The 19,052-nt window shown below is 44.9% G+C and carries 15 protein-coding genes, 1 tRNA gene and 3 pseudogenes; 12 read left to right on the top strand and 7 right to left on the bottom strand.

The features are described from left to right. Window positions 1-37 precede the first annotated feature (37 nt). Both MHM99_RS13015 and MHM99_RS13020 read right to left on the bottom strand, forming a co-directional pair. Entirely contained in the window at window positions 38-2,638 is a 2,601-nt protein-coding gene (locus tag MHM99_RS13015; RefSeq protein ID WP_239219641.1) for an EAL domain-containing protein, read from the bottom strand. 103 nt (window positions 2,639-2,741) lie between these two features. After that, on the bottom strand, window positions 2,742-3,149 hold the full coding sequence (locus tag MHM99_RS13020) for a c-type cytochrome (RefSeq protein WP_014947775.1): 408 nt from the start codon (window positions 3,147-3,149) through the stop codon (window positions 2,742-2,744). A 264-nt stretch (window positions 3,150-3,413) separates the two neighbouring features. Between MHM99_RS13020 and MHM99_RS13025 the strand changes: the two genes are divergently transcribed. Next, window positions 3,414-3,490: transfer RNA gene (locus tag MHM99_RS13025), tRNA-Arg, on the top strand. 17 nt (window positions 3,491-3,507) lie between these two features. On the opposite strand, the gene MHM99_RS13030 is transcribed toward MHM99_RS13025, so the two are convergent. Then, complete coding sequence (locus MHM99_RS13030) at window positions 3,508-4,701, bottom strand: type II toxin-antitoxin system HipA family toxin (RefSeq protein WP_239219642.1); 1,194 nt, start codon at window positions 4,699-4,701, stop codon at window positions 3,508-3,510. Beyond that, the gene (locus MHM99_RS13035) at window positions 4,691-4,981 is read right to left on the bottom strand and encodes a helix-turn-helix transcriptional regulator (RefSeq protein WP_239219643.1); all 291 of its coding nucleotides are present in this window, start codon (window positions 4,979-4,981) and stop codon (window positions 4,691-4,693) included. The genes MHM99_RS13030 and MHM99_RS13035 overlap by 11 nt, the downstream gene beginning before the upstream one ends. 301 nt (window positions 4,982-5,282) lie before the next feature. On the opposite strand from MHM99_RS13035, the pseudogene nhaC reads away from it, so the two are divergent. From nhaC to MHM99_RS13050, 3 genes and pseudogenes are all read left to right on the top strand, one after another. Further along, window positions 5,283-6,696: pseudogene (nhaC, locus tag MHM99_RS13040) on the top strand (Na+/H+ antiporter NhaC). Window positions 6,697-6,799: 103 nt separating this feature from the next. After that, window positions 6,800-8,569 (top strand): BCCT family transporter, encoded by a 1,770-nt coding sequence (locus MHM99_RS13045; RefSeq protein WP_239219644.1) that lies wholly within the window; start codon window positions 6,800-6,802, stop codon window positions 8,567-8,569. A gap of 150 nt (window positions 8,570-8,719) precedes the next feature. Further along, entirely contained in the window at window positions 8,720-9,349 is a 630-nt protein-coding gene (locus MHM99_RS13050) for a hypothetical protein (RefSeq protein ID WP_239219645.1), read from the top strand. A 135-nt stretch (window positions 9,350-9,484) separates the two neighbouring features. On the opposite strand, the gene MHM99_RS13055 is transcribed toward MHM99_RS13050, so the two are convergent. Further along, window positions 9,485-9,733: a DUF2960 family protein gene (locus tag MHM99_RS13055; protein WP_239219646.1), complete on the bottom strand. Its 249-nt coding sequence runs from the start codon at window positions 9,731-9,733 to the stop codon at window positions 9,485-9,487. A 91-nt stretch (window positions 9,734-9,824) separates the two neighbouring features. Between MHM99_RS13055 and MHM99_RS13060 the strand changes: the two are divergent. Then, window positions 9,825-10,010 (top strand): annotated as a pseudogene (locus MHM99_RS13060) (hypothetical protein); the annotation flags it as partial. Window positions 10,011-10,157: 147 nt separating this feature from the next. Here MHM99_RS13060 and dndA read toward each other — a convergent pair. Then, the gene (gene dndA / locus MHM99_RS13065; protein WP_239219647.1) at window positions 10,158-11,318 is read right to left on the bottom strand and encodes a cysteine desulfurase DndA; all 1,161 of its coding nucleotides are present in this window, start codon (window positions 11,316-11,318) and stop codon (window positions 10,158-10,160) included. 110 nt (window positions 11,319-11,428) lie between these two features. On the opposite strand from dndA, the pseudogene MHM99_RS13070 reads away from it, so the two are divergent. From MHM99_RS13070 to MHM99_RS13080, 3 genes and pseudogenes are all read left to right on the top strand, one after another. Further along, window positions 11,429-11,884: pseudogene (locus tag MHM99_RS13070) on the top strand (DNA sulfur modification protein DndB); the annotation flags it as partial. Window positions 11,885-11,962: 78 nt separating this feature from the next. Further along, window positions 11,963-12,976 carry an IS110 family transposase gene (locus tag MHM99_RS13075; RefSeq protein WP_239219671.1) on the top strand — a complete coding sequence of 338 codons (1,014 nt, stop codon included), beginning with the start codon at window positions 11,963-11,965 and terminating at the stop codon, window positions 12,974-12,976. 714 nt (window positions 12,977-13,690) lie between these two features. Continuing rightward, complete coding sequence (locus tag MHM99_RS13080) at window positions 13,691-14,137, top strand: CopD family protein (protein ID WP_239219648.1); 447 nt, start codon at window positions 13,691-13,693, stop codon at window positions 14,135-14,137. A gap of 8 nt (window positions 14,138-14,145) precedes the next feature. Here the strand turns inward: MHM99_RS13080 and MHM99_RS13085 are convergent, their stop codons facing one another. Further along, window positions 14,146-14,616 carry a DUF2231 domain-containing protein gene (locus tag MHM99_RS13085; protein WP_239219650.1) on the bottom strand — a complete coding sequence of 157 codons (471 nt, stop codon included), beginning with the start codon at window positions 14,614-14,616 and terminating at the stop codon, window positions 14,146-14,148. Window positions 14,617-14,648: 32 nt separating this feature from the next. On the opposite strand from MHM99_RS13085, the gene coxB reads away from it, so the two are divergent. The 4 genes from coxB to MHM99_RS13105 are packed head-to-tail and all read left to right on the top strand — an operon-like array spanning window position 14,649 to window position 18,989. Beyond that, a complete protein-coding gene (gene coxB, locus MHM99_RS13090) occupies window positions 14,649-15,353 on the top strand; it encodes a cytochrome c oxidase subunit II (RefSeq protein WP_342339636.1) in 705 nt (234 codons plus the stop codon). Further along, on the top strand, window positions 15,350-17,857 hold the full coding sequence (gene ctaD / locus MHM99_RS13095; RefSeq protein WP_239219654.1) for a cytochrome c oxidase subunit I: 2,508 nt from the start codon (window positions 15,350-15,352) through the stop codon (window positions 17,855-17,857). Before coxB ends, ctaD begins: the two co-directional genes overlap by 4 nt. Continuing rightward, on the top strand, window positions 17,854-18,195 hold the full coding sequence (locus MHM99_RS13100; RefSeq protein ID WP_012519723.1) for a hypothetical protein: 342 nt from the start codon (window positions 17,854-17,856) through the stop codon (window positions 18,193-18,195). The genes ctaD and MHM99_RS13100 overlap by 4 nt, the downstream gene beginning before the upstream one ends. Then, window positions 18,186-18,989, top strand: a complete 804-nt coding sequence (locus MHM99_RS13105) for a cytochrome c oxidase assembly protein (protein WP_049587401.1) — start codon at window positions 18,186-18,188, stop codon at window positions 18,987-18,989. Before MHM99_RS13100 ends, MHM99_RS13105 begins: the two co-directional genes overlap by 10 nt. Window positions 18,990-19,052 lie beyond the last annotated feature (63 nt).

Genomic DNA, 19,052 nt, shown 5'->3' on the forward strand with positions numbered 1-19,052 from the left:
TTGAGGTGAGGTTACGCTAGCAAGTAAGCACTAACTATCAGCTTGCTAGCGACGTCATATCCAGCACTTTGGCGTGCTTCAATACTTTGCCTTGGCCATAAATGCATTCAATTTCGTTAAGGGCATCTAGCTGTGCCTGTGAGTCTACGCCTTCAGCAATAACCTGAAACCTCAAATGCTCTGAAATAAGCATGACAGACTGAATAAGTTTTAAGTTTCGTTGAGAGCGAGGCAGTGACTTAACAAAGCGATGATCAATTTTGATGAAGTCGAAGGGGTAGGCAAACAAATAACTCAATGAAGCCAATCCGCTACCAAAGTTATCCAGCACCAAAGTTACGCCCGCACGTTTTAACTTCTTAATAGCTGGAAGAATGAACTGAGAGCGGCGATTTAAGTCGTTTTCATCAAACTCAAATACAAGCTGGCTAGGCGTAATACCTGATGTTTCAATCACATTAATCATCTGGTTTATCATAGAAGCCTGTAGCAGATGATTAATTGAAACGTTAACTGCTATTTTATTTATCGGGTCGTCGGTGTTTTTATAATGGTTTAACAGCTCGCAGGCTTTGGTCAGCTGGAACAAGTCTAAATCTAGCGTGAGGCCACTATGTTCAGCCACTTGTCTAAACTGCTCTCTTGCAATCTTGCCGTAGGCAGGGTGCGACCAGCGAATATACATCTCTTTATACAGCGTGCTGTCGTCATTAAGCTTTATAACGGGCTGTAGGAAATAATCGAATTCTTCTTCACGCAGCGCACGTCTGAATTCATTTTCAAGCTCAAGCTCTTCAATAAGCCTGTTGCGCATGCTCTTGTCAAACATAACAAAGCGTCCGCGGCCTAGCGTTTTCGCTTGATACATGGCGGCATCGGCATCACGAAGCACTTCATCAGCGGCGCGATAGTAGGTTTCTAAGTGCGCAATACCAATACTTGCACCTGAATACATCTCTCGACCATCAAGCAAGAACGGCTCGGAAATAGATGAAATTATACGGCTAGCCACTTCTTTTACGTCTGCTTCATCTTCAAAGTTATCAAGCAATACAACAAACTCATCACCGCCTAAGCGCGCTAGCAGGTCGTGACCACGAATACATAGCGCAATACGTCTGGCTACTTCAATTAAGAACTCATCGCCGGCGTGATGACCTAGGGTATCGTTAATAACTTTAAAGCGGTCTAGGTCGATAAACAGCACCGCAAACATGTTTTCGCTGTAACGCTGCTTACTGGCAATAGCCAGCTCTAAGCGGCTAGTGAACATGGCACGGTTAGGCAAATCTGTCAAAGAGTCGTGATGCGCGTCGTGAATAAGCTTAAGCTCAATCTCTTTACGCTCTTCAATCTGTTGCTTTAAGAATTTATTAGCGCGGTTTAGTTCAGCTGTGCGTTCTTTAACGCGCTCCTCAAGCTCAACGTTATAGCGCTGCATCGACTCGGTATTGCGCTTACGCTCAATGGCTACCGCAATATGGTGCGATACAAAGCGCAAAAGCTCTTGGTCGCGAGAATTGTATTTAGCGTGCATACCGTAGGTTTGTACAGCAATAACACCCGCTATCTCGCCATCTACAACAAGCGGCGAACCTAACCACGAGTTCGCACTGTTTAGCATGGTTTGCGCAACCGACACATCCAAATCGCCAGACTCTGCAAGCTCCAATACTCTGGGTGGGTTAACCAGCTCAGCTTGCCCCGTTCGCAATACGAATTCAGTTAGACCAAGCCCCAAAGGCCTTGAACTTATATTCTTTTCTTGTGCGTCACTAAAATACGGGAATGCGAGTAGCTCGTTTTCCTTATCAAGAATGGCAATGTAGCAGTTAGGTGCGCTAATTAGCCTGGCTAAAATTTCGTGCAGACTGGAGTAAAACACATCCATATCACCTTCAAGATTAGCGGCCAGCTCAGATATCTCGAATAAAGCCTGCTGTAGCGACTCTACTTTTTGGCGCTCTAATATTTCTTCTTGAAGGTCGTCGTTAATTTTTCGCAGTTGACGGGTGCGTTCGCGGATGGTGCGTTCAGTGAGCTCACGGTTTTTTACTCTATCAACCGTGGTAACAATGTGTTGAGAAACGAATAGCAGTACTTCTAAATCTTCTTGCGTATAGTGCACACCTTCATCATAAGTTTGCACTACCATGGCACCTATGACTTGGCTTCCTCGTTTAAGGGGCACGCCCAGCAGCTCAAACGGCTGCGAGCCAACTAGCTTTATATCATGCTGAGAGGCAAAGTTTTCTTCGTCGTCACGTTTGTAAAATAGATGATTGCCGGTTTTGAGAATGTAACCGGTCATGCCGTCCATTAACGATTCAGCGGGGAACTGGCGAACAGTTTGTTCGTCGAATTCGTCAATGAAGTAAGCGAAATCGACAACGTTACTGTCGGGTTCGTAAAAGGCGACAAAGAAGTTATCGGCATTCATAAAATCGGCAATGATTTCATGAATAGCGGAGTAAAGACGGTTAAGGTGACTTACAGAACTGGCAAGTTCAGAAATGTCGAAAAGCGCCTTCTGAACACGTTCAGCGCGCTTGTACTTGTCAGTGAGTTGCTGAAGCTGCGGTATAAGTTCGCGCAGTTCTTCTTCCGTCAACTCATGTTGCGTCGAATCTTGTGACATTCCGCTCGCCAGTAAAAAAGTAACGTTTCCCCAAAGAGTTAAATTACCCGATCAGAGGGTAAAACGCTACTTTTTCCATCAAGTTGTTACGATTTAGCGGGTATTAGATACCTTCAATCATGTACTCGATTGCAGCTTTAATTTCGTCATCAGAACAGTTACCGCATGTACCACGAGGAGGCATAGCATTAATACCGTTCAATGCGTTTTGCCATACGCCATCAAGACCGCGCTCATCTAGACGTGGTTGCCAGTCTGCTGCAACGTGAACTTTAGGAGCTCCTAAAACGCCTGCTGAGTGACATGCAACACATGCAGAGTTGTAAACGTCTTCACCAGACTTTGCACCGCCAGCTGCGCCAGCACTTCCTTCAGCCGCTGCGCCTGCAACGTGTACCTGACCTACCGGCTTAATGCGATCGGCAATTTCATCGTTACTCATTTCTTGTGCTTGTGCTGCAAAAACAGTTAGCGCAGTAGCAGCAACAGTTAACCAAGTCTTTAATTTCACATCTGTCTCCAGGCAATGATGAATTTGTTTAAAATATAACTGGCCAGATTATAACGGTTAATTGGGGTTGAACAACTATTTGAAGCCAATTACCCATAAAAAGTAAGGATTTTTAACACTTGTTCCAAGCCACCTAAAGAGATTTTAATAAATGAGTTGAAGCCAACCCACCGCGTAAGTATTATTACGCCCCGTTTGCAGCATACATTTAACTGCGTATTTTTCCTTTGCGAACGTACACGGTTATTACAACCGTAGCACGATCCGCCCTTAGCTCAGCTGGATAGAGCGCGGCCCTCCGGAGGCCGAGGTCAGAGGTTCGAATCCTCTAGGGCGGGCCAATACCCTTTCTGATTACCTATGAAGGAATAATCCCCTTAAGCGTTTCTATATCGGTATCGGGTACACCAGCCTTGGTAAAATAAGATATCCATTCATTAGTTAACGCTTGCACACTAGAAATGATTGTTTTGGCTTTCGCTTGAGAAAGTCCAAACCTTTTAGATTGAGACAGCGCATTTTCGAGCGTTCCTTCTCTGCCGTGAACCCCTATTCCAATTCCATGTTGGCGGGAGTTGTTTATCGGCAATACGTCGTAGGCTGGAGATAAGCGCCATTTTTTATCTGAGAAGGAATACAAGAAAGCGTGATTTCTGGAATGGTCATCAGTGTTACCCATTAAGATATTAAAAACCATGCGTGTGTACAGTTCATGTGCATCTCTCGGCTCTGCTCCATGCTTCATTATAAACTCTGCCAAAGCACCATAACTATAATTCTCAGTTAGTGCCTGCTTCGTCAACTTTTCTTGGCTAATTAGGGAATTAGCACTCAAGAAATGGTGTGTTGGTCTATCAGCGTTACAGTCGAATCGCTCTACTAATAATATTTCTTCTTGTTGGTTGTTCACTATAGATGTGGCTGCAACTCTAACATCCAGTTCTTCTAGCATTGTCATTGTTGCATGTTCTACTAAACATACGTTGTATAAATCATCTGGACGGTTGAATTTCGCTAAGTAATTTATACCACTGTCTTCAATCAGTGTTTTAGGTCGGGCGCCACCCATACTGGACCCGTATTCAAATGCTTTTTTGACTTCCTTAGGAATGTCTTCATTTTTAAGAATTGCCCTTTTTCCCTGCAATAAAATGGGGATATCGCCAAGCGTATTCTTATTCTTCTTTGGCTTACTTGCACTTCTAGATAAGCTAAAAGTAAGTGCGCCAACACCCATCCCAGAACCCGCCAGAACGAGTTCTAGGTCATTGTTAGGCTTGGTTGAGTGCAGTGACAAAATAAGCTTTTTACCCCAGCTATCTGCTCCAGCATCTAAGATAGCGCCAAACATCCCTTTATTGACTCTGGTAATAAACTGATCGCTAAGTAGGGGGAGGTGAACTGGATCTAGTGGGAATGCATCATCCCTTTGTAGGTAGCTTTGTCCATATCGAAACTTCCCGATATTGGTCTTTGGGTCTAACTCAACAACGCCGCATATCACCGGGCTATTTTCGAGTCCGTCAACAAAAACATAAGCTCTAGAAGTCATTAGGTAACTCCTTTTCTATGAGTGAGCTTTTTCTCAAAGGGTTATTGCTTACTAATTCGTACTCCTTTTCGATGGTTTCAATAAGTGGGTCAAGCACTTCGAGTTGATTCAATATTGTAAGCAATGTATCCGAATTTATGCCTTTTCCTCGCTCTAACCTGCTAACAGTATTTTTGCTAGTACCGGTTCTAAGCGCTAACTCGTCTTGATCCATAGAAGCAGTTCTCGCTTGCTTTACGAGGTTACCAAGTAGTTTTTTCGTATATTCAACCTTGTCCATAAAACACCAAAAATAGCCATTAGTAACGTAATTATTTAGTATGGCTACTTAATAAGGTGTGTCAATTAAATAGTCATAAATGACTAAAAGAGGTTTAATTTACCATTTATGGTGTTTTATAGGCAAAGCAAACCTTCATTTTGCTCTTTTAGGCAGCACTTATTGGCTGAAAGAGGCATTGATTTCAAAGGCACTGTGCGCATCCTAAGCCTATGCTGCTTCAAGGTCATTCCAACGCATAGCAAAGTCGTTATACTGTTTTTCACTACTTTCATTTTTCAAGCGGTTCAACAGGTCTTTCATGTCGCCTAAGTCTTTACGTAACCCTAGTTTTCCTCAGTCACTACTTTGTTTTGGTGTTATTGTCGCACTGACAGCAGGCGGATTATTTGGCCTTGGCATTAGCCTGCATGCATTACTATTTCTGTGTTTGCTATGGGCTGGTATCAATGCCTTTAGCTTGGGGTACAAGTATCTGCAAATCCGCGAATTAATGACCAGCGCATTAACCCGGGCCATGCCAGCAATCTATATTTTTATCCTCATTGGTATGGTTATCGCCAGCTTTATGCAAAGTGGCACTATCTCAACGCTAATTTATTACGGTTTAAGTTGGCTAAACCCCAGTATCTTCCTGGCGGTGGGATTAATTTTGTGTGCGGTAATGTCGGTAGCTACAGGCACATCGTGGGGTACGGTGGGCACTATGGGTGTAGTGCTGATGGGTATTGGCGCTGCCATGAACATACCACTCCCCTTTGTGGCAGGCATGGTGGTATGTGGCGCGACGTTTGGCGATAAAATGTCGCCGGTGTCTGATACCACCAACCTCGCATCCATGAGCGCGGGTACCAATCTGTATCGGCATATGTACGCCATGCTGCTAACTACACTACCTAGCTTTCTTCTCACCTTTGTAATTTTCTTGGTAATTGGCTTTAGCTACGCAAACCAAAACTTAAATGTTAACGAAATAATTGAAATAAAAGCAGCACTCGCCAGTCACTATAACCTTGCACCCTATATAACACTGTTACCGCTGGTGTTGCTTACGGTAATGAGCATCAAGAAAGTGCCGGCTGAAGTAACCATGTCGTGCAGTATTCTGCTTGCCGGTATCATCGCTATTTTCTATCAAGACACCAACACCATTAGTGTGCTCAACGCGTTGTGGGAAAACACCCCTCAAAATACGGGTATCGCAAATTTAGATACCTTACTAGGACGAGGCGGCATTAGTAGTATGAGCTGGACGTTGCTCCTCGCCTTAATGGCAATCGCATTGGGCGGCATACTGCATGGTGCAGGCTTTCTAGCTGCGTTACTGAAAGGCATTATTGAACGGGTAAAACGCACGGCAACCCTAATAGCCGTGACCATTGCGTCTGGTTTTCTAGGCAATGTGGCCATGGGCGAGGCCTATATCTCTATCATTTTGAATTGCCAGTTGTTTAAACCGAAATATGAACAGCAGAACCTTGACCCCGCTGTGCTATCTCGGTCGGTAGAAGAAGGTGCCACTATGACCACAGGCCTTATTCCGTGGACAACGGCTGGTGCGTTTTACTCTGCCACCCTGGGCGTTAACGTGCTCGATTACGTGCCCTATGCGTTCTTCCAACTATCTAAACGGCGTTATTGCGGTATCTATGGCCGCATTGGGCATGGGCATGCTAACAACCAAAGCACGAATGAATAAACGCACATCGAATTGAAGCAACCCATTAGCTAACACAATTCTGATAAACTGTTTTTTAAGATCGCCCGTTTAAAGCCAAACGTATAAGGCATCTATAAAAACAAAACAAAGGATCGTGTATGAGTAGTAATACCCGAGATGCGGCCTCCTCCAAGGCCATTATTAAACAGGAAGGCGCGTTTAGCGTAATCGACAAGCCCACTTTTTTTGGCTCTCTAATTCTTCTTCTCTCTGTCACCATTCCTCTAATTATTTGGCCGGACCAAGGCGCACAGTGGGTGGCAGCTGCAAAAGACTTCGTAACCAGTAAACTTGGTGTTTTATATCTCTTGCTTGGTGTTGGCGCTGGTGGGTTCATGATTTACATCATGTTCAGCGACATCGGGCAAATAAAACTAGGCGACCCGGAAGAGAAACCCGAGTTCTCGCCAGTATCATGGGCTGCCATGCTGTTTTGTGCAGGCATTGGCGCGTCTATTTTGTATTGGTCCATGATTGAATGGGTGTACTACTACCAAGCGCCACCGTTTCACATAGAAGGTGAAACCCCCGAAGCCGCGAAATGGGCTGCAGCCTACGGTATTTTCCACTGGGGCCCGCTTGCCTGGGCAATTTACCTCATTCCCGCCGTACCTATTGCGTACTTCTACTATGTGCGCAATCACAGCGTACTTAAAATATCTGAAGCACTCATGCCGGTTATTGGCGAGAAAATGGCTCACGGCTGGCTGGGTAAAATTATCGACATCAGCTTTATCTTCGGAATGTTAGGCGGCGGGGCGACCACGTTAGGTTTGGCAGCGCCCATGATAAATGAAGGGGTGCACGAACTATTCGGCGTACCTAAATCGCTTACCACCCAAGTTCTGGTGCTAGTAACCTGTACAGCTATCTTTGGTTACAGCGCGTATGTAGGTTTAAAGAAGGGGATTAAGCTGCTGTCAGACATTAACTTTTGGCTGGCCATAGGATTGCTATTATTTATATTTGTTGTGGGGCCTACGTTGTTTATGGCCAATACCGGCCTAGATGCTTTGGGCCGCGTACTTAGCAACATTATTAAAATGGCTACCTGGCTAGAGCCTTTTGCTGAATTTAATGGCTTTCAAAACACGCATTTCCCTCAAGACTGGACCATATTCTACTGGGCATGGTGGCTGGTGTTTGCACCAAGCGTAGGGCTTTTTATTGCCCGCATTTCAAGGGGGCGAACCATTCGCACTATGGTGGCGGGCTCCATGTTCTTCGGCACCATGGGCTGCTTTTTATTCTTCATGGTAATGGGAAATTATGGCTTGTATTTGCAGCTTTCGGGTGAGCTAGACGTGGTGAGTATTCTTAACCAAGAAAGCCCTACGGCCGCGATTTTCGCCATGTTACACACGCTGCCATTGGACTACATAGTCATTTTTGTATTCACCTTGTTAGCGCTAATCTTTACCGCAACTACCTTCGACTCCATTTCTTACATTCTGGCAGCTGTAGTGCAAAAAGAAGTAGACGAAGAGCCATTGCGCTGGAATCGTTTGTTCTGGGCATTCGCGCTATCGTTTATGCCTATAGTGCTTATGTTTGTTGGTGGGTTAGAAACGCTTCAAACAGCGTCGATAATAGGGGGCGTTCCGTTATTAGCTGTGGCCTTAATGTTATGTATTGCCATAGTACGGGCGGCCAACTACGACATGCGTTACCAGCCCGATTACTCGGTAAAAGAAATCAATATAGGGGAATTCCCCGACGACGACCCGTGGAGCGAAGAAGGCACATGGGATATTGATGAAGAAGGCGAGGAGAGTGATGGCGAAACGCCTATTGCCGCAAAGCCTAAACAAAGACCGCCAAAAGGCCACGTAGAGGGCGACCCGCACAGTAGACCGTCGCGGTTGTAGTCTTTTATCGTATCTGAATGAAACAAACGCCGCACAAGGGCGGCGTTTGTAGGCGTTTGTATTAGCTGAGCACAATTAGCGTACCCTAAAAAAGCGACTGTGGTACTGTAATCACCGTTCGCACCCTTTCAACTTTACGTATGTAGCAGAATGTCAGTTAAGAATTATCAGAAATTCTATCAGCCACTAAACGCGGTACATTCGGCTGATTTTAATCGCTGCATTTACTGCGGCTGCGAAGCTGCACGGCAAGACTTTATTCCACCCATAAAATTCATTCACGACTGGCAAGACGGACATCTACAGGCCGACTTTATTTCCGTGCCTTCATGCAACGAATGCACTGAACTTTTAAAAAATGAAAACAACGCCACGCTAGAACCCAGAATAACCGTGTTAAAAAAGCGGTTGGCGGAAAAGTACAAAAAGGCCATTCGAGTGTTTAACCACTGGAGCATGGAGGAAATTGAAGAAATGGACGCGGCATTTCAAATAAGCCTAAAAGGCGGCATGCGATTAGGCAAAGAAACCCTTTCCCGTCTTCAATTTGCAGGGTTCGATTATGAAGTGAATGGGAGTATTACGCGGGTGGCAAAACCTCAGCGCGAGGTGTTTAGAGTGTTCGACGAAGAGTTTAGCAGCTTTAGAGAAGCACTAGCCTTTGCCAGCGCTACCTACAAAATCAAGAAAAGCCGACTAAGTCAGCTTTATTTCGATAATGATGAAAGCTTTGATAGGGCGATTGAGGCTTTTCATGAGTTGGTTGAGGGTAACCCATAAAGCGCTGATTGGTGGCTTTGCACTCCAGGGGCAGAGGTTCGAACACTATCGAGCCCTCCATTTTTAAGACTTGGCTGTTAATCCCCAATAGCAAAGTAGTTCAAAGGTCTAGTATGTGTTGAAAGGGCGCAACCATCATTCTTGCCCGTTTTTTAAAAAATACAATTCAGAAAACCCCATTTTTACAAATTCGGTATCTCTGAAGTTTCTTACGGTCTTTTTGTCTTTACTGATAGCGGCAAGTTGCTGTTCAGTTTGCAGGAACTGGGAAAGGTCTATTTCCTCAGCTTCGGCCACGGCTTCATGCATATTTTGATGGCGGCTGTAAGAAAAATTTATCTCTTTTGCCACACCTTTAAACTTATAACGTACTTTATGGGCCATGTTCTACTCAAGTTGGTCGATGTAATTCAAAAACTGTTTAACCGGTATTATAAACTCAATTAGCGCCAATAATTAGTGTGTTAAAAAAAAGCGGGTGGCAAAACCAAAGCGTGAGGTGTTTGATGAAGAATTTAGTGGCTTTAAAGAAACGCTAGCCTTTGCCAGTGCGACATACCAAATAAAGAAAAGCCGGCTAAGCCAGCTTTATTTCGATAATAACGAAAGCCTTGATAGAGCGATTGAGGGTTTTCATAGGTTGGTTGAGGGTAACCCATAAAGCGCTGATTGGTGGCTTTGCACTCCGGAGGCAAAGGTCAGAGGTTCGAATCCTCTCGGGTGCGCCAATATTGGCGCTTCATTAAATGTATAGTGTCCACTAACTTGAGCTGGTGTTGTGACCAGATTGTGACCAAGTCCCATTTTATTACATCAACTTCAGTAGACTGTTTCTTATTGCGTCGACCGGTAGATCTTTTATCATATGTGACCAAGAAATTCGTAATGATCCAGCTACAGCATCATCTGAGAGGCCCATTGCTGTCAGCACGTGAGACGGTTTGTAGCTAGATGATGTGCATGCGGAGCCATTTGAAATGGCTATAGACTCTTTCATTAAAACCATTGCAGCCTCTGAATTTACTCCCGGTATGTAGAAGTTAATGACAAATGGTGAGGTATCGGAGCCAATTATGTTTCCGTTTAAATCGCTCACCAAGCTTATCATTTGCTTTTTTATTTTTGAGCAGTGTTGAATCCATTCGGTCGCATGCTTTTCGGCTAACTGACAAGCTAAGCCGAAGCCGGCAATTAATTGAACTGGCAAGGTACCAGGCCTAAGGCCTTTTTCCTGACCACCTCCATAAAGCAAAGGTTTCAGAGGGGCCTTCATAAATCCTCGTTTACGCATTATTAGAGCGCCAATTCCTTTTGGAGCATAAAGCTTGTGACCACTTGCACTAATAAAATCAATCCGTTTATTACAAAGAGCTTCGCTTATTTTGCCAAAACTTTGAGCAGCATCTACATGAAAATAAGCAGGATGATCTTTAAGCAATTCGCATATCTCACTAATTGATTGAATGCATCCTGTTTCATTATTTACGTGCATTACTGATACGAGAATCGTGTCATCGCGAAGCGCACTATAAATATCTTGTGCACTTATAAGCCCCGAGGGACCTGGACTCACATAAGTAACTTCAAAACCATCTTCTGCTAGGTGTTCAATAGGTTCTAATACAGCTTTATGTTCTATAGCGGTCGTAACAATATGCTTTTTGTTATTTTTGAGCGCATATTCTTTAAGACCCAAGATTGCAATATTGTTACTCTCTGTGGCCCCACTAGTGAATATAACTTCAGATTTATCCGCATCAACAATCTGTGCAACTTGCCCTCTTGCCGCTTCTACATATGCCTTTGCTTTGGCCCCAAATACATGAGTACGACTGCCTGCATTGCCATACTCTTCAGTCATTAATTGGTAAACAAAGTCCGCCACCTCAGGCAGAACCGGGGAAGTAGCATTGTAATCTAAATAAGTCGTCATAATTCTTATGTGATACGTTTGAACGGCTAAAGACATTTGATGATTTGCAATGTATCATAATGCGATTATGTTCGTAAGAACATTACTCGAATAGCACGAACAACGATTAGTTTGATAGTTAAATTATGTCCCAAATAGCTTCAGGAATGTCCTTCCCTGCAATCAAAGGCCAACAAGCCAACGATGAATACTACATCGTAATGTGCCCATTAAAGAGATTGAAGCGAATATTTAGCTTTGATGAAGGCCAACTTCCAGTTGATAAAAGAGCGCAGAGAATAATAAATGAAGAACGCATTCCTGACATTGCCAATTATATTTTGGACAACAGGGATAACTATGTATTTTCGGCGCTGACAGCGTGTATCGATGGCTTATCAGAGTTTGTTGCTATTGGCGATTCTAAACATGAACAAAAAATCGGCACTCTCATTATTGATGAAGATGCTGAACTTTACATCACTGACGGTCAACACAGAAACGCAGCGATCCAAGAAGCCTTAAAGCAAGATCCGACATTAGGTAACGAAACGATTTCTATCGTTTTCTTTGCGAGCAAATCTTTAGAAGAAAGACAGAAAATATTCAAAGATTTAAACCTTTATCCAGTCTCCTCCCAAATTCGGCATCCAAGTGCCATGATTGAATTTGAACTTACAATCAAACGGGAGAAGACCAAGATGAAGATTACAACAATCGGGTTAGATATCGCAAAAAGAGTCTTTCATGTGGTGTGCTGCAACAAGGAAGGTAGGCTGCTGAAAAAGAAAATGTTAAAGCGAGCAGAGGTGCTAGCTTTCTTTCATTCTCATCCTCAATGTCTTGTTGCTATAGAGTCTTGTGCAACTTCTTCTTATTGGGCGAGGGAAATTCAAGGATGTGGCCATGAAGTAAAACTGGTTCCGCCACAGCATGTTAAAGCGTTTTTAGTCGGTAATAAAAACGATTATAACGATGCCTTAGCTATAGCCATTGCCGCCCGTCAGCCCCATATCAGATCTGCTGGTATAAAGTCAGTAGAACAACAAGATAATCAAGCTCAGCATAAGGCCAGAGCATTAGCTGTTGGGCAGCGCACAGCATTGTGCAACCAAATAAGAGGACTGGTGGCGGAGTATGGGATATGCATACCTCAAGGCGTCCATACACTACGCAAGCATATCTCAATATGGCTGCAGGATGGCAACCAGCAATTATCAATACAGTTTAAGGCACTCCTGTTACAGCTTAATGAACAACTCCATACGCTAGATAGCAGTATCGATGTATATGACAAGGCAATAATGCAATATGCAAAAAACAATGCAATTTGTCAGCGTTTGCTATCTGTTCCCGGTATTGGCCCGATGATATCAAGTGCCTACTTTAATGAAGTTGGTAATGGCAGAGCTTATCGCAAGGGACGTGATGTATCAGCGTCATTAGGTTTGGTCCCCAAGCAACATAGTAGTGGCGGAAAAGATGTATTATTGGGTATCAGTAAAAAAGGTAATCGTTACTTACGATGTCTACTCGTCCAAGGCGCCAAAGCCGTCGTTTCTAGAGCTAAATCCAAAGATGACAAACTCAGCCTATGGATAAACCATCTGGTTTGTACAAGAGGGCATAATCGGGCATGTGTAGCGTATGCCAATAAGATGGCCAGAATGGCATGGGCAATCACGGTATCAGGTGAGGAATATTCACCAGTATAATAAGAACAAACACTTCAACGAATTGCGAAGGCATAACAGATAGATGACATAACAGGTCAAACCGGCATATTTAAAACCTGTCGAATTCAGGGGTAATAAAATACCGATAATCTGATAAGGACGATATGCGCGAAATACATCAAGGTCATAGCTTTTACAGCTAATTAAAGACCGAATATATGACAGCAATCCTGTCCCTGTTATCTAGATGATAAACCTTGCAATACGGGAGGAGACCATATATGAATTCGGGTTAAACTACCGATTAACATTATGGAAATGAAGGATGATACGATCGCACATGTAGCAATAATTAAATTCTTAAACATGGAGTTGCCTGTTTTTCTCCGGTGAGACCCGTCAAAGTTGGAAATCTTATGTGTCTCTCGCCAAGCTGCAAGTGCCAGCCTAGCTAGGCTTTATTCTACTCTTACTTAACTTGTAAAAGGCTCCAACGTTAAGTGAGGTACATTTCATTTTTTATTATCTCTGCTCTTTGAGAAACGGTGTATAGATCGTATATACAGTAACCTTTATATACAAGTAAATATTCTACCGCTGACCGTAGGTTAGAATTATATTGTTCATTTACTCTCTAATAAGGGATCGGCTAACTTCACTTCGTCACGTGCGATCGCAAAAATTCATTTTTTTCTAAACCATTTCAGGGGCGAGTGCTGTAACTAGTATTATGAAATAAATGTAAGGTTGCTCATGCTCTGGCTTTTAGGTCTTCACATCTTCGGTCTTCTGATCTGGTTGGCAACCGTGTTGTATTTGCCAATCTTAATTGCTACTGAGTCGAAAATGCGCGAAGACTTTATCGATATTCCATTTGGAATGGGGTCGGTAGCGCGGCTGATATTCGCGTATGTGGCTTCGCCCGCGGCTATCATTTCTATTATTGCGGGAACATTGGTCTTTGTAATAAACGACACCCTTACTTTCTGGCTGATGGTGAAACTAACCATTGTGACGATACTGGTGATATTGCACGCGAGCCTTGGGCTACTGATAACGCGCCTTGAACGCCAGGAAATGCGTTATCTGGCAGGCTTTAGCTGGTGCTTTCTGATAGCGATATTTTGCGGCGTCGGAAGCATACTGTTTGTGGTCCTGGCAAAACCTGCTGCACCTGGTTTTGTGCCATGGCCAATCTAGGGCTCAACTTAGCGTTCATTATTTTGAGGCTCGTTAACACCTACGCCGTAAGCAAAAACCAGTTGAGCGCCCAAAAAACCAGTAATACCGATAAGGATGCCAGCTAGAACGCTGACATAGATTCCCCAGGGATTAATAAGTTCGCCGGGGTTATCGCCTAGGCGTAAGGTAAGGTTAAATGTGGTCAGCGATAGCGTCATTACTGCTAGAACGGCGTGAGCCCAGGCTGCGACAATATGGCGAACAATACGTACAGTAAAAACATCAATGGCACCGGCAAGGCTGGCCAAAACACCAAATGCCAGTCCAGCAGCAGTAAGCCAAAAACTGGCTTCAGCCCAGAAAGGATCGCTGGTAAGGATAAATACAATATCTGTGACAATGAGTATGAGCAAAAACGCGATGGGAAAATGGATCAGGGCTGGATGTAGCGCATGCCCCCTAAGTGAAGCGCGGCTGCTGATTATTGAATTCGACATAGAAGCGTCAGATCCTAAATACCGTTTAAGGAGTGAGTTTGGTAAATAGAGTAACAGAATATCTTTTCACTGCCAGTGCCTTATTGTTGGCAGGTTGCAGTGAGCCGTATTCCATTCTCGCCCCGGCAGGTCCGTCAGCCAAGGCGGTTACCACAATCTGGTGGGGCATGCTCACGGTTGGAGTCGTGGTATTACTGGGGATTTGCTCACTCTGGTGGTATGCCAGCTTCCGACGCAATCGTAAATATAGCGATGCAGATGTAAAACGCGTTCTTACTCGTATGGTTTTGTGGGGCGGTATTGTGTTACCCACGGTGGGCATAACCGTATTGCTCATTTTTGGTATTCCAGCCGGGAATATTATGCTGCCTTTGGTAGATGAGCGCGCTGTGCGAATTGATGTGCATGCCAGACAATGGGCGTGGGATGTAACCTATCCGCAACATGATATTGAACTAACAGATGAAATTCATATTCCTGTCGATACGCCAATTGATATTCATGTGACTAGTGCGGACGTGATTCATGGCTTCTGGGTGCCACGGCTAGGAGGAAAGATTGATGCGATCCCGGGGCACACGAACATCGTGCGTTTGCAAGCCGATGAAGTAGGTGAGTTCGGTGGCCAATGCGCCGAATATTGCGGCCTTTCTCACGCTAAAATGCATTTTAAAGTCATTGCTCATTCTGCTGAGAAGTTTGATGCATGGCTCGTCCAACAAGGTAAAACACAATGAATGGCAAATCAGAACTACACAAAAATTTTGCCAAGGTGTGGGATAACCTACCTGGGTGGGGCAATCTTGCAGCGGTAAACCATACTTCTATCAGTCAGCGATTCATGCTAACCGGGGTGATCTTTTTTCTCGTAGGCATTTTGCTGGCAATGCTGATCCGCTCGCAATTGGCGTTGCCAGGTCAGACACTCATTACTGCCGACCTGTATTCACAGGTTTTTACTATGCACGGCACTATTATGATGTTCTTGTTTGCCATTCCGGTTCTGGAAGGCGCGGCGATGTATCTTATTCCAAAGATGATCGGCACGCGCGATCTAGTCTTTCCCCGTTTGAGCGCCTTAGGCTATTACTGTTACCTCTTTGGAGGGTTGATTTTGCTGTCAAGTCTGGTGCTAGGCATCGCGCCTAATTCGGGCTGGTTTATGTACACACCCTTATCCAGCGACGACTATTCCGCTGGCGCGGGCTCAGACTTCTGGCTACTCGGAGTGACTTTTGTAGAAATATCTGCAGTATCAGCAGGTATTGAGCTTACCGTCTCGATTTTGCGTACAAGAGCGCCGGGCATGAGTTTGAGCAAAATGCCTATTTTCTGCTGGTATATTCTCGCGATGGCGTTAATGATCGTGTTCGGTTTTCCTCCGCTGATTCTGGCTAGCATTCTGTTAGAGCTTGAGCGGGCAGCGCAAATGCCTTTTTTTGATCCTAACGCTGGTGGTGACCCTATTTTATGGCAGCATTTGTTCTGGTTATTCGGCCATCCTGAAGTTTACATTATTTTTCTGCCGGCAGCGGGTATGGTCTCCACTATATTGCCAGTGTTCGCGGGTCGACCGCTGGTGGGATATCGTTGGGTTGTATTATCAGTAATCATCACTGGGTTTATCAGCTTTGGCTTATGGGTACACCACATGTTTACCGTCGGGATCCCTCATTTGGCCCAGGCATTTTTTTCCATTGCCAGCATGCTGGTGGCGATTCCCACAGGCATTCAGATTTTCGTTTGGTTAACGACATTGTGGGTAGGCCGTGTTCGGTTTGAACTGCCGATGCTATGGATTTTTGGCTTTTTGTTTATCTTCGTTTGCGGTGGGTTGACTGGTGTGATGCTAGCACTGGTGCCCTTTGACTGGCAGGTGCACGATACGCACTTTGTAGTGGCGCATTTTCATTATGTGCTTATTGGCGGAATGTTCTTTCCGCTGATCGCCGCCCTATATTACTGGTTGCCCCATTTTTCCGGACGAATGCCGTCTATGAGAATGGGACGCTGGGCGTTTGGCTTGGTGTTTGTCGGATTTAATTCAACGTTTCTGATCATGCACCTAACTGGTCTGTTGGGCATGCCACGCCGAGTGTTTACTTACGAAAGTGGCCTGGGCTGGGATTGGTTAAATCTGAGTTCTTCCATTGGTGGCTTCGTGCTCGCGATTGGTATTCTAATGCTCGTCTTAGATGTGACGCTACATTTTCGATATGGTCGAAAGGCTTCATCTAATCCTTGGCAAGCTGATACATTGGAATGGGCCACGGGCATGCCGCCGGTGTCTTACAATTTTGCCAGTATCCCTGAGGTAAAATCACGTCATCCACTATGGGACGACCCGTCGTTGATTAATAGCATTCCAGCTGGCGAACATGGCTTAAAAAGTATTAAGCACGGGCGACGGGAACTGTATGGAACAGATGCGATTAGTGGCAAGCTAAAAGAAGTTATTCATATTCCCAGCCATTCGTGGTGGCCTCTAATTTGTGCGGCTACCCTGGCGGGGTTGTGCATCAGCCTGGTGTCTAAAGCGTATATGGTCGGCATCTTTTTCGCCATATTGGGTCTAGGCTTCTTTTTACGCTGGAGTTGGGAGAACGGCACGCACAAGACGATGGCACCACTGACGGATGAAGAAGCGAGCCGGGGAGAGCCGCCTCTGCACTCGCGTACCTTTGACGGCCCAGGGTTATGGGGTATGTGTGTGACTCTGTTAGCTGACGGCACCTTATATTTGTCGCTGCTTTTCGGTTGGTTATATTTGTGGACAGTTTCACCAAATAAAACCTTACCTGACGTGTCGGCAATTTCGCCGGTTTTAATGGGGCTAAGTGGTGCGTTACTGACCATTGCAGTGACTTTGTATCGCCGTCTGAATCGCTATTTGCGCCGTGAGCAAGAGAAGTCGCTCGCTAAGTGGCTTTGGCTCGTTTCAGCCTGTGGAATGGGTCATGTTGGACTATTGGCTTTCATCACTGTTTCGAGTGACCTGCAATTTACGACTAATGCGTATGATGCCGTATTGTTGGTGATGCTGGCCTTTTTGCTTTTCCACAGTATCATCAGCGTGATCACCACTACGCTCCAGGCACTGCGGGTTAGTTATGATTACATCAGTACAAAGCTGTCCTATGAAATTGTCGTAATGAGCCCCATGTGGTTGTTTACACTTGTTATTTTTTGGCTAAGCTTCGCAAGCTTTTTGATCTTACCAACAATATGGGAGGCTAAATGAAAGTTTCCCGCGCGCACCCTTGGCATCTTGTGGCCGGGTTTGTGATTTGGGCGCTCTGGTTTGTATTTACTTATGGCGGAGTCGCGGTGGCTTGTCAGCTGGCTAAACCTGCGGCCGAGGCGGGCCCATTTAATTGGATAAACCTTAGTTTTTTAATTCCTACGTTTCTTATTGTTATCTATTTGGGAATTTGCGCCTTTAAGTCGTGGCACGTAGCGGCAAATGCAGAAAATGAGTCGCGCTTTTTACTGCGTGTAGCGGCGACAAGTTATCTTGCTTCGGCCATTTCGACGCTGGCTGTTGGCATTCCTCTTTTGGCGATGGCACCATGTATTTAATTATTCTCGTAGCAACGTTATTGTTTTGGTCAACCGGTGCATGGGCGCACAACCCCTTTACCAGTGGTGGCCAGGACGCGTTTTCCGCTAGCCTTACGGCGGTGATAGTACTGATATTCTGGATAATCTATGTATGGGGCTGCCGCTACGCTACCGCAGTTGTATGGCGGAGATGGCTATTTCATATCACCATTTTGATCACCTTTTTTACCATTTTGGGTCCGTTGGACGAATGGGCTGAACATAGCTCTGCTGCGCATATGACCCAGCATATGTTTATGATGGTAATAATAGCGCCAGCTTTCGCTTTGGCTCGGCCATTGCCACAGTTCTACAGGGCTTGTGGAGCATATGGGGAAAGATTATGGAAATATGCATTTAAAATCACTCAATATCCGATGGTATGCACCTACTTTCACGGTATGATGATCTGGTTCTGGCACATCCCGAAATTTTATATGTTGGCGTTGGAGAATCCCTGGATTCACGTATTCGAACACGCCTGCTTTCTGATATCGGCGGTATGGTTTTGGTGGGCCTGCTTACATGCCTTTACCCGTAAAGTTCCCTATGCGTTGCTGGCACTGTTGGTGACGCTAATGCACACGGGCTTTTTAGGTGCGTTTCTTACCTTTGGCAGCACTCCTTTTTACGGTGAATCCCGCAACCTTGCCGATCAGCAATTAGCGGGACTTATCATGTGGGTAGTAGGTGGAGTGCCCTACATCACCGCAGCATTTTGGGTGGGGCATCGCTGGTATAGACAGCTACAACGAAAATCGCTGACTGTTTAATTAGAAGGATTTGTACGTGAGGACTACCGGCCTCGGAGGATAGTTAGCAATCTTGTCATAGAA

Source organism: Alteromonas sp. MmMcT2-2, assembly GCF_022348305.1.
GTDB lineage: Bacteria > Pseudomonadota > Gammaproteobacteria > Enterobacterales > Alteromonadaceae > Alteromonas > Alteromonas macleodii.